The organism is Dorea sp. AGR2135 (assembly GCF_000420885.1).
GTDB classification, from domain to species: Bacteria; Bacillota; Clostridia; order Lachnospirales; family Lachnospiraceae; genus Dorea; species Dorea formicigenerans.
On the sequence record NZ_ATVU01000024.1, the window covers coordinates 44,569 to 55,243 of the forward strand.

Annotated in this window: 17 protein-coding genes and 1 pseudogene; 17 read left to right on the forward strand and 1 reads right to left on the reverse strand. The window is 43.7% G+C overall.

Annotated elements, in window-relative coordinates; translation table 11 throughout:
- Positions 1–67: 67 nt before the first annotated feature.
- The 12 genes and pseudogenes from G593_RS19695 (at position 68) to G593_RS0113835 (ending at position 8,301) form a co-directional block, all read left to right on the forward strand.
- Positions 68–208, forward strand: a complete 141-nt coding sequence (locus G593_RS19695) for a Maff2 family mobile element protein (protein WP_029732077.1) — start codon at positions 68–70, stop codon at positions 206–208.
- Positions 209–331: 123 nt separating this feature from the next.
- Positions 332–556, forward strand: coding sequence for a helix-turn-helix transcriptional regulator (locus tag G593_RS0113785; RefSeq protein ID WP_044994486.1), 225 nt, complete (start codon positions 332–334; stop codon positions 554–556).
- Complete coding sequence (locus tag G593_RS0113790; protein WP_022116780.1) at positions 556–873, forward strand: hypothetical protein; 318 nt, start codon at positions 556–558, stop codon at positions 871–873. Before G593_RS0113785 ends, G593_RS0113790 begins: the two co-directional genes overlap by 1 nt.
- A gap of 161 nt (positions 874–1,034) precedes the next feature.
- Positions 1,035–1,226 (forward strand): DUF6440 family protein, encoded by a 192-nt coding sequence (locus G593_RS0113795; protein ID WP_029732079.1) that lies wholly within the window; start codon positions 1,035–1,037, stop codon positions 1,224–1,226.
- 82 nt (positions 1,227–1,308) lie between these two features.
- Positions 1,309–1,752, forward strand: a complete 444-nt coding sequence (locus G593_RS0113800; RefSeq protein ID WP_029732080.1) for a sigma-70 family RNA polymerase sigma factor — start codon at positions 1,309–1,311, stop codon at positions 1,750–1,752.
- Positions 1,745–1,945, forward strand: a complete 201-nt coding sequence (locus G593_RS0113805) for a helix-turn-helix domain-containing protein (RefSeq protein ID WP_006858003.1) — start codon at positions 1,745–1,747, stop codon at positions 1,943–1,945. The genes G593_RS0113800 and G593_RS0113805 overlap by 8 nt, the downstream gene beginning before the upstream one ends.
- 647 nt (positions 1,946–2,592) lie before the next feature.
- Positions 2,593–3,027: a plasmid mobilization protein gene (locus tag G593_RS0113810; RefSeq protein WP_330360864.1), complete on the forward strand. Its 435-nt coding sequence runs from the start codon at positions 2,593–2,595 to the stop codon at positions 3,025–3,027.
- Complete coding sequence (locus G593_RS0113815) at positions 2,999–4,621, forward strand: relaxase/mobilization nuclease domain-containing protein (protein ID WP_029732083.1); 1,623 nt, start codon at positions 2,999–3,001, stop codon at positions 4,619–4,621. Before G593_RS0113810 ends, G593_RS0113815 begins: the two co-directional genes overlap by 29 nt.
- Positions 4,622–4,893: 272 nt before the next feature.
- Positions 4,894–6,390, forward strand: a pseudogene (locus G593_RS0113820) (VirB4-like conjugal transfer ATPase, CD1110 family); the annotation flags it as partial.
- Positions 6,391–6,668: 278 nt separating this feature from the next.
- The gene (locus tag G593_RS0113825) at positions 6,669–7,013 is read left to right on the forward strand and encodes a hypothetical protein (RefSeq protein ID WP_005344190.1); all 345 of its coding nucleotides are present in this window, start codon (positions 6,669–6,671) and stop codon (positions 7,011–7,013) included.
- A gap of 16 nt (positions 7,014–7,029) precedes the next feature.
- Complete coding sequence (locus G593_RS20255; RefSeq protein ID WP_008688066.1) at positions 7,030–7,140, forward strand: hypothetical protein; 111 nt, start codon at positions 7,030–7,032, stop codon at positions 7,138–7,140.
- A gap of 3 nt (positions 7,141–7,143) precedes the next feature.
- Entirely contained in the window at positions 7,144–8,301 is a 1,158-nt protein-coding gene (locus G593_RS0113835) for a hypothetical protein (protein WP_242827097.1), read from the forward strand.
- A 188-nt stretch (positions 8,302–8,489) separates the two neighbouring features.
- On the opposite strand, the gene G593_RS0113845 is transcribed toward G593_RS0113835, so the two are convergent.
- On the reverse strand, positions 8,490–8,696 hold the full coding sequence (locus tag G593_RS0113845; RefSeq protein ID WP_008688150.1) for a DUF6219 family protein: 207 nt from the start codon (positions 8,694–8,696) through the stop codon (positions 8,490–8,492).
- A 179-nt stretch (positions 8,697–8,875) separates the two neighbouring features.
- Here G593_RS0113845 and G593_RS0113850 point away from each other — a divergent pair, with 179 nt between their 5' ends.
- The 5 genes from G593_RS0113850 to G593_RS0113875 all read left to right on the forward strand — a co-directional run.
- Positions 8,876–9,193: a helix-turn-helix domain-containing protein gene (locus G593_RS0113850; RefSeq protein WP_008688152.1), complete on the forward strand. Its 318-nt coding sequence runs from the start codon at positions 8,876–8,878 to the stop codon at positions 9,191–9,193.
- A 150-nt stretch (positions 9,194–9,343) separates the two neighbouring features.
- Positions 9,344–9,556 (forward strand): sporulation initiation factor Spo0A C-terminal domain-containing protein, encoded by a 213-nt coding sequence (locus tag G593_RS0113855; protein WP_029732086.1) that lies wholly within the window; start codon positions 9,344–9,346, stop codon positions 9,554–9,556.
- A 153-nt stretch (positions 9,557–9,709) separates the two neighbouring features.
- On the forward strand, positions 9,710–9,988 hold the full coding sequence (locus tag G593_RS18700; protein WP_044994526.1) for a hypothetical protein: 279 nt from the start codon (positions 9,710–9,712) through the stop codon (positions 9,986–9,988).
- Positions 9,989–10,167: 179 nt separating this feature from the next.
- Positions 10,168–10,377, forward strand: coding sequence for a DUF6219 family protein (locus tag G593_RS0113870; protein WP_029732087.1), 210 nt, complete (start codon positions 10,168–10,170; stop codon positions 10,375–10,377).
- Positions 10,378–10,380: 3 nt separating this feature from the next.
- On the forward strand, positions 10,381–10,675 hold a 295-nt coding region (locus tag G593_RS0113875; RefSeq protein ID WP_029732088.1), incomplete at its 3' end, for a peroxiredoxin.

Below are 10,675 nucleotides of genomic sequence, written 5' to 3' on the forward strand. Positions count from 1 at the left end.
CGGCTTTTTAGTCGGTGTTTTTTCATTCCCGTAAACACCTGAAAAAAGTCAGTTTTGGTGAATGTATATGGCATTTTTTAGCAGTGCAATTACAACTTTAAAAACTCTTGTAGTCGCAATCGGCGCAGGTCTTGGCGTGTGGGGTGTCGTAAACCTTCTGGAAGGATATGGAAATGACAATCCCGGTGCTAATGCTCATGTGCGGTAAAGTAACACAAGAATTTGATAGACAGTAGCCCTCTATTCCTTAAACATCTCAAAATTTTTCTTAGACAAAATGCAAGAAATATGTTATACTGTTGAACAGATTTTTCGGAAAGGCGGTGAGCCAGTGGCGAACAAAAACAAATATCAATTTGATAGTAAAATTCATATATATCGAGCCACAAAAAGAATGACACAGCAAGAGCTTGCCGACTTAGTTGGCGTTTCAAGACAGACAATTATGCAGCTTGAACGAAATCGCTATAATCCTTCTATGTTGCTTGCATATAGTATCGCAAAAGTGTTCAATGTGTCGATTGAAGATTTATTTGATTTTAAGGAGGAACAGTGATGATTGAGTGGATAACGCTTTTATTAGATAGCAGAGTTTTTATGCGAGCAAATGGAATACTGGGCTTTTTGCTTTTGGGCTTATTTATATTCTTCTATTTTTCAAAAGAGGGGCGAGATGAAAGAGGGCGTGGACTTATCGCTACAGCTTCACTAATTGCTTTTGTTGCCTTGTTCTTCCTTTTGAATACTGTGGGGCAGAGTTTAATTTGGCTTATGGATAACCCTGTTAGGTTAATGAATGGACTACAGTCGGCATATACATTATTTCTATTTATCGCTGATATTGCATTGTTGATTTTAAGGAAAATCAGATAGTTTGATTATAAACCAACCACGCTCATTTGAAATAGTATGAGTGTGGTTAATTTTTCTTTTCTGATGTATGAAATACTTGACATTAAGAAAAAAATATGATATATTTCGAGTGTGGCATGAAAGGTCAGTCACATTTTTATTCAAGGAAAGGAGCGCATAAAATGGTTAAAGAGCGATTTGTAGAAACCTACTCACAAGGAGTAACTAATGTTCGGAAAATCATCGTTGATACAGAAACCGGTGTGAATTACCTATTGATTTCTTCCAACATGACAACTGGCTGCGGCATAGCCGTTCTTGTTGATAAAGACGGAAAGCCCATTGTTACGCCTGTTGATACGGAAAATCAGTAATTTCAATAGAGTTGACAATCAAGGGGCGACAGCAAAAAAGTGCTGCCGCCCTTTCCCATAATCGAAGAAAGGGGGATTTTCCATGACTGAATACGAAGCCTATCAAGAACATATCCGCTATACCCATGATACCTATTGCCGGATTGTTATTCGCCATGCGTCCTTTGACGCTGCCCGTATGCTGGCGGCGAGGTGGAAACGGGAAATCTCCCTTGAATATCTGACCGAAGAAAAGTTTGTCCAACTAAGCACCACAGACGAGTATTTTCAAGTGCCGGACTATGGCGAAACTTATCCGTTCTCTGTCCGGGGGCAGACGATACTTTTAGATAGCTGTTCCCTTGCGGCTGCTCTTGCTGGGCTGCCGGAACAGACGCAGGAGGAAATCTTTTTGTATTACTTCCAGCACTTGACGCAGAAAGAAATCGGAGAACAAAGCGGCTGGACACGCAGCACAATCGGGCGGCATATTCAGCTTGCCTTGAAGCGGCTGAAAAAGGAAATGGAGGTGTTGTCCCATGAGTAACCGACTTCTCCCCTATGACACGATAATAAAGGCACATGAGGGCGACCCCATAGCGATACAAGCTGTCCTTGACCGCTACGCCGGATATATCCGCTACTTCTCTAAGATGAACGGCTATTATAACTCTGATATGGAGGACTACATCAGAACAAAGCTGATTGAAAGCCTGTTCAAGTTCCGGCTTGACCGATAACATAAAAACTGAATATCCCGCCGCCCCGCAGCGGCACACAAAGCAGTAAATCCGAAAAAGATTTGCTGCTTTTTTTGCGCCCATTTTGGGCAAATTTCCAAATGTTCCGTATTAGACAGTGAAGCCAAAAAAGATTGCCGTTTTTTTCAGACAGCGGGCAAAACACAGCTTCCAAAACGCCTTATTGTCGGGAAAGACCACGCCGCAGGAAAAGTTCTTGCCGGAAAGTCCGTCATTTTTGCTTTTTGCGGTGTTGTAGGGAGTAAGGGGAGAACGCTGCCCGCAGCCTTTTATAAAAAAGCTGGTTATAGATTTCCCGAAAAAGTGGCAGTAGCAAGTGAGGGAAATCCGGCAGCTTTTTATGAAAAAGTTGGTTGCGATTTCCCAAAAAAGTGGCAGTAGCAAGTGAACGGCAGTCCGGCAGTTTCTTAGAGCAAGATTCTACCGTAGTACCAAAATTCGCTTTTCGCTCATTTTGCCCCTGCGGGAATCTTGTTGGGGAGCGCCTTCCCCAAACCCTGCTATCCCCTGCGTGGCAAACAAAAAACAGTATAAGGCAACGGCAACTTTTTGCTGATTTTTGTACTGACTTATGAGGGGATTTTTTCAAAAATAGTTCCGCTTTACCCCCTGTTTTTCTCCTATTAGTGAGAGGACACCACGCACAGAAAGGAGGTCAACCACCTATGAAACGATACAACACGCCGCACCGCAGCCGGGTAGTCAAAACACGCATGACCGAGGAAGAATACGCCGAGTTTGCGGAAAGGCTTTCTGCTTACAACATGAGCCAAGCCGAGTTTATCCGGCAAGCCATAACCGGGGCAGCCATACGCCCCATCATAACCGTTTCCCCCGTCAATGACGAGCTGCTTGCCGCTGTCGGGAAGCTGACCGCCGAATACGGCAGGATCGGCGGCAACTTAAACCAGATAGCCCGGACGCTGAACGAGTGGCACAGTCCCTATCCGCAGCTTGCCGGGGAAATACGGGCGGCGGTTTCCGACCTTGCTGCCCTAAAGTTTGAAGTCTTGCAGAAAGTGGGTGACGCTGTTGGCAACATTCAAACATATCAGCTCTAAAAATGCCGACTATGGCGCAGCGGAAGCGTACCTCACATTTGAGCATGACGAGTTTACCATGAAACCCACCCTTGATGAAAACGGGCGGCTGATACCGAGGGAGGATTACCGCATTTCTTCCCTTAACTGCGGGGGCGAGGATTTCGCCGTTGCCTGTATGCGAGCCAATCTCCGCTATGAGAAAAACCAAAAACGGGAAGATGTGAAAAGCCACCACTATATCATCAGCTTTGACCCACGGGACGGGACAGACAACAGCTTGACCGTAGACCGGGCGCAGGAGTTGGGCGAGCAGTTCTGCAAGGCACATTTCCCCGGACACCAAGCCCTTGTATGCACCCACCCGGACGGGCATAACCACAGCGGCAATATCCATGTGCATATCGTCATCAACTCCCTGCGGATTTATGAAGTACCGCTTCTGCCCTACATGGACAGACCAGCCGACACACGGGCGGGCTGCAAGCACCGCTGCACCAACGCCGCTATGGAATATTTCAAGAGTGAAGTCATGGAGATGTGCCACCGGGAGAGGCTTTACCAAATCGACCTCTTGAACGGCAGCAAGGAACGGATAACCGAACGGGAATACTGGGCGGCAAAGAAAGGGCAGCTTGCCCTTGATAAAGAGAACGCCGCCAGAGAAGCCGCAGGACAGCCGACCAAGCCCACCAAGTTTGAAACGGACAAGGCGAAGCTGCGCCGGACGATACGGCAGGCACTTTCCCAAGCTGGCAGCTTTGACGAGTTTTCTTCCCTTTTGCTGCGGGAGGGTGTGACCGTCAAGGAGAGCCGGGGGCGGCTTTCCTACCTCACGCCGGACAGGACAAAGCCTATCACAGCCCGGAAGCTGGGGGACGATTTTGACAAGGCTGCTGTCCTTGCCCTGCTTACACAGAACGCCCACAGAGCCGCCGAACAGACCAAAGCCATACCCGAATACCCCCACACCCAAAAGGGACGCTTGCAGGAGGAAAAAGCCGCAAAAACCACCCCGGCAGACAACACCTTGCAGCGCATGGTTGACCGGGAAGCCAAGCGAGCCGAGGGCAAGGGCGTGGGCTATGACCGCTGGGCGGCAAAGCACAATCTAAAGCAGATGGCGGCTACTGTTACCGCCTACCAGCAGTACGGCTTTTCTTCCCCGGAGGAACTGGACGAAGCCTGTTCTGCCGCCTATGCCGCCATGCAGGAAAGCCTTACAGAGCTGAAGCAGGTGGAAAAGACGCTGAACGGGAAAAAGGAGCTGCAACGGCAGGTGCTTGCCTATTCCAAGACCCGCCCTGTCCGGGACGGGCTGAAACAGCAGAAAAACGCCAAAGCAAAAGCAGCCTACCGACAGAAGCACGAAAGCGACTTTATCATAGCAGACGCAGCCGCCCGTTATTTCAGGGAGAACGGCATTTCCAAGCTGCCGAGCTATAAAGCCCTGCAAGCAGAGATTGAAAGCCTTATCAAAGAGAAAAACAGCGGCTACAACGATTACCGGGCAAAACGGGAGGAATACCGCCGCTTACAGACTGTCAAGGGCAATATCGACCAGATTTTACGCCGGGAACGCAAGCCTGTGAAAAGGCAGGAACAGGAGCGATAAAAACCGCCCCCAAATGTACCCGAACCCATACAGAACAAGGGGGCTGCCCCGTACCCTACCCGCAATACCAAAGGATTTTTTAACGGGCTTACAGGGCAGAAAAACCCCGAAAATGATACCGAGATGATACAGAATTACCGCCGATACCGCCACACCAGCGGAAACGGCAGAAAGGAGCGCACCCATGCCAAGAATGAGCAAGAAACGGCGGCTGGAATGGTCTTTTTTCCTGCGGCAAGTAAAAGTCGGGAATGTATCATGTGTTCAACCAGGATCGGATTGAACCATTTAAGTTCCAGTATAAGATGCTTCCAGAAACAGGATTAAAGACCAAAGATTTTATTGCACCGACTTCCTTTAACTTTTCCAAGAATCAGACATTTTTGATGGGAAGAACGATGGGAAGTGTGAGTTACCTGCAGATTCTGGCACCGGAGCTGACAGACCGGATGCTCGCAGACTTCCTTGATGTAGATGACAGCATCAATGTCAACATTCATATCCAGTCCATTGATCAGAGTTCAGCGATCAAAATGATCAAGAGCAAGATTTCAGATCTGGATAAGATGAAGATTGAAGAGCAGAAGCGGGCGGTACGTTCCGGTTATGATATGGACGTGCTTCCATCAGACCTTGTGACTTATGGAGAAGAGGCGAAGAACCTGTTGGAAGATCTGCAGTCCAGAAATGAGCGAATGTTCCTTGTAACGGTTCTGGTAATGAATACCGCAAAGAAGCGTCAGAAGCTGGATAATAATATTTTCCAGGTGCAGGGAATCGCACAGAAATATAACTGTTCCTTAAAACAGCTGGATTATCAGCAGGAAGCAGCACTCATGTCCTGTATTCCACTTGGAGTCAATCGGATTGAAATTCAGAGAGGGCTTACCACATCTTCAACAGCAATCTTCGTGCCATTTACGACACAGGAACTGTTTCAGGAAGGGGAGGCTCTTTATTATGGACTGAATGCATTATCCAACAACATGATTATGGTTGATCGGAAACGTTTGAAGAACCCGAATGGACTGATTCTTGGTACACCTGGTTCCGGTAAGTCCTTCTCAGCAAAGAGAGAGATTACGAACTGTTTCCTAATTACGGAAGACGATATCATCATCTGCGATCCAGAAGCCGAGTATTCTCCATTGGTACAGGCACTGCATGGGCAGGTGGTGAAGGTTTCACCGGTATCTGACCAGTATATCAATCCAATGGATCTGAACCTAAATTATTCCGAGGAAGATAATCCACTGTCACTGAAAGCAGATTTTATTCTGTCTTTGTGTGAGTTGATTGTTGGAGGAAAGAATGGACTGGAGCCGGTAGAAAAGACCATCATTGACCGTTGTGTGCGGTTAGTATATCAGGAATATCTTGCCGATCCAATGCCGGAGAAGATGCCAATCCTGGAGGATTTATATAATCTGTTGCGGAAACAGGAAGAGCCGGAAGCACAGCGTCTTGCAACTTCATTGGAGATTTATGTTACAGGCTCCCTGAATGTATTTAATCATCGCACAAATGTAGATATCAACAATCGTATCGTTTGTTTTGATATCAAAGAGCTTGGAAAACAGCTGAAAAAGATCGGGATGTTGATTGTGCAGGACCAGGTATGGAACCGAGTGACTATCAATCGTTCCGCTCATAAATCTACCCGTTACTATGTGGATGAATTCCATCTTCTATTAAAAGAAGAGCAGACAGCAGCTTACAGTGTGGAAATTTGGAAGAGGTTCCGTAAATGGGGAGGTATTCCAACTGGTGAACTGGTTTGTTACTTGTTAGTCGCTTAAAGTGCAAACTATCGCCGTTCTGACTGAAACCGGCAAGTAAGTCAGAAGTATCAATGCGGAAAAAAACGGGAAAGGGGTAGCGACCTAATCCGAGTGGAAGGCTATTCATAATAGAATAGCCACACGCAACGCATAGAGCTTGAACCTGCATAAGCAGAATATAACAGCTCCAAGAGGCCGCATTGCCAGCCGGTACGATATAATCGTGGTAAAAAGATATGCTATGCTGAGCGTGAAATGACACGCTGATGAAAATGGGCGAAAGCCCTAGAGAGGTGGATAAAAAGCCGCCTGATAATAACAATCAGATAACACAGAATATCAAAGATTTATTGGCTTCCAGGGAAATCGAGAATATTTTTGAAAACTCTGATTTCATTTATATGCTCAACCAGGCTTCCGGAGACAGGCAGATTCTGGCAAAACAGCTGAATATCTCACCAACCCAGCTGTCCTATGTAACCAACAGTAATGAGGGGGAAGGACTTCTGTTCTATGGAAATGTCATTATCCCATTCGTAGACAGATTCCCGAAGAATTCCCTCTATAAAATCATGACAACTCGCTTGGAGGAAACTTCTGAAGCAGGGTAAATCAAAGGAGAAAACAATGTTACGAGCAATTTCATATGTATTAACTTTTAGTGGCGGTGCTGTTTTTGGCATCGCTTTTCTCTGCTTATTACAGGCAGGGAAAGGGTATCCGAAGAAGGAGGAGTAAGTAGTGGCAGAACAGAGAATGAAAGTCAGGGACAAGAAAGTCCAAAAGATGACCAAGGATGGTCTGGTGGAAGAAAACCTGACGGATAAATCTTCTGTTCGTGTCAGTAACCGTGCCAGTGATGTGCAGATGGGAGGAAAACAGGGGGAAAAAGAATTAAGCCTTGTGGATAAGTCTTCCCGCCAGTCTGAACGGAGTGGGAAAAATATTCGTCCCTCTGTGCAAAAATCCAGAGATGCACCGGAACTGATACGGACAGAGAAGCAAAGTGAGGATTTTGGACAAAATAGAAAGCAGCAAAACCGGAAAAGGATTCGTGCTGAAGTCGGAAAAGAATCCAGACTTGCAGAAAAATATGAATCCGGACAGTTAGGGAGACTGAAAGAAAAACGTGCTGATCTATCAGAAAACAGAGGAGACAGCCGGAGAAATCAGACCGGCGGCAGCAAAAAGCCAAAACAAAAACAGCGTTTGAAATTTGCTTATGAGGAAACTGGTGCTTCTGTGAAAAATGACAAAGATATGGAGAAATTGAACCAGATGGATACTGATGGAGTCAATTTCCGCCATCAAAAACAGAAGGAAAAAGCCAAAAAGTTTTCTTATGAGGAAGCCAAAAAGAAAAAGGAAGCTAAGCAGCATTCCAAGAAGGCACAGGTCTATCGGGCAAATGAAGGGGAAACTCCTGGAAAGAAGAAATCCCGCCTGAAGTTTGGCGAAGGGGAATCTGTAAAAACAGAAAAAGCTTCTGTTGTCAAGAAAGCAGGAAGTGCAACTTCCGCAGCATTGCATCGTGAGATCAGTAAAAATGAAGACGACAATGCGGCAGTGGAAGGTGCCCATAAGTTGGAAGAAGGCGGCGAAGGTATTTACCGGCTGGAACAGAGAAGTGCCAGACGCAGGAAACAGAGGGCATCCAGAAAGAGAAGCAGACTGGAGAGACAGAAAGAGAAACAGACACAGGCGGCAGCCCGTCAGGAGCAGAAGAAACTAAAAAAACAGATTCAGAAGCAACAGATCAAACGGGATTATGCCAAAGCGAAGCGAAGTGAACAGACAGTAGGAACAGCTGCAAAAGGTACGATTGATTATATTAAGAAGATTGGCGGCAAAGTCACTAACTTCTTTAAAGAAAACCGGAAGGTGTATATCAGTGTATGATAAGATGTTCTGTGTATTGATGGAAAATGAAATTTGCCGAAAGGTGTGTGAAAAGAATAAATATAATAGTTGGACGAAGCTGATTGGACAGTATTGTGTTTCAATGGCTTAAAGATAAAGAAAGTTGCTGGAGAGAAAAAATATTCTCCAGCAACTTTGTCTTTGATGAATAAAGGTCAATTTTTTATTTAACTATTCTCACTATTATTTGATTCAGTGATTTTTTTCTTCTTTGGAGAAACCAGTTTGTGACCGGAATAAATGGACATGCCCATACAAAGCAATGAAGAATAGGCAAAGTATTTATGTGCAGTCATAGATTTTTTGATTCCAGAATAAATGCATCCCAACATACAGAAAAGTGCGCCTAAGGACCAGTATTTATGTGATTTCATGATTTGATACCTCCTTTGATTTAACTGATTCAATCATAACGCTTTTTTACGAAAATGCAAAGAAAAACTTTGAATATAGTTCTGTAGAATTAGAACTTGGTTTTGCGATTCTGTATATTTAAGATATCAACAAGTATACTAAATTCAGAACGATTATTCGTTCTGGAGGAGGTGTTACGATGGATTTGAAAGCAGTAGGACAGCGAATCAAATCAGCACGAGAAGCAAAAAATCTCACGCAAGAGGAACTGGCTGCATTAGTAAATTTAAGTCCAACGCATGTGAGTGTAATAGAGAGAGGCTTGAAAGTTACAAAATTGGATACCTTTGTTGCAATTGCAAATGCATTAGATGTTTCAGCAGATACTCTTTTGATTGATGTTGTGGCACATTCAGTTACAGGTGTTACCAATGAGCTGACAGAAAAAATTGAAAAACTTCCGATCAAAGAGCAGAAAAAAATCATCAAAGTAATTCACACATTATTGGAAGAGTGATATGACAAACTGGGAAGAGCAAGTAGCTCTTCTTTTTTTGACCTTTTATTCCGCTTTAAGTTGTAAAGTGTCTTTTCATGATAATAGAAATATGCTAAATTGGTTCTATAGAACAAGGTGTAATTCTACTTATATATTGGAGGAAAATGAATGAGAGAGAAAACTATTTATGAGAAGATTGCAGAAAAGTACAACACAACACCAGAAGAGGTACGCAGAGAAATGCAGATAGCCATAGATGCAGGATTTGATAATCCCGATCCGGCTGTGCAGGAAGAATGGAAGAAAATGACACTTAAAGGAGACAGGCCCACACCGGAAGAAGTAATCAATTACGCAGTAAAAAAACTAAAAGGAAAATAAAAATATGAAGAAAAAGATAATTGCATTGATTTCAGGAGCAGTGATCTTGATAATTGCTGCAGGAAGTATTTATGGGAATCTGAATCTGGTCATAAGGAAGGCGAACCGGATGTAGTTGGAACATTTTCCGTAAATCGAGATGAAAATATTACCGTGGTTGCTAACCGGGGACATATCGAGGATAAAGAAGCTTTTGCAAGAGAACTTTTGCAGATGTACAAGGATGATTCATTTTATTCGACAAAATTCTCCACAGACAGGGGATATGCGACGAGCCTTGATATGAACATCTATTTATGGAAAGAGGATATTGAAGATGGGGAATCGGTAATGACAGCCGAATATAGACCTGTAGAATACGGAAAGGACTATGATGTAGTCAATAATCCTGATAAATTTCAACTATATATAGATGGAAAAGAGATTAAATAGTAATCTCCTGAAAGAAAGCTTTTTGTCAGATTTTTTCAAAGAAAAATTAAATGATAACAATACATAGTTTTAACCATGATATTCTGAAAAATTTTATAGGAATGCTCTATTATCAAATTGACATAGGAATGTGGTAGCGTATAATTAGAATTGAATACACTGAAAAATGGAGAAATTACATGAAAGCACATAAATATTGGTCAGTAGTAGCTTTAATCACAATGATTGGAACTTTTTATACAGGATATAAAGGGTTAAAAGCAGCACACAAATACTTTGCATTTGGCTCTCTGATATGTATGATTATGGCAGTCTATTCTGGTCATAAAATGATTTCGGGTAATAAAAGAACAAGAAAACAGGTGAAAAATACAAAAGCGGAGGAATAGTAAATGTTAGAGTTAGGAATAAAAGCACCGGATTTTGAATTGCCGGATCAGAACGGAGAAGTGCATAAATTAAGCGATTATGCAGGAAAAAAAATAATCTTATATTTTTATCCAAAGGATAATACACCAGGATGTACGAAGCAGGCATGTGGCTTTTCTGAGCGTTATCCACAGTTTACTGAGAAGGGAGCTGTTATTCTCGGAGTAAGCAAGGACTCTGTAGCGTCTCACAAGAGATTTGAAGAAAAATACGGACTGGCATTTACGCTATTAGCAGATCCGGAGCGTAAAGTTATTG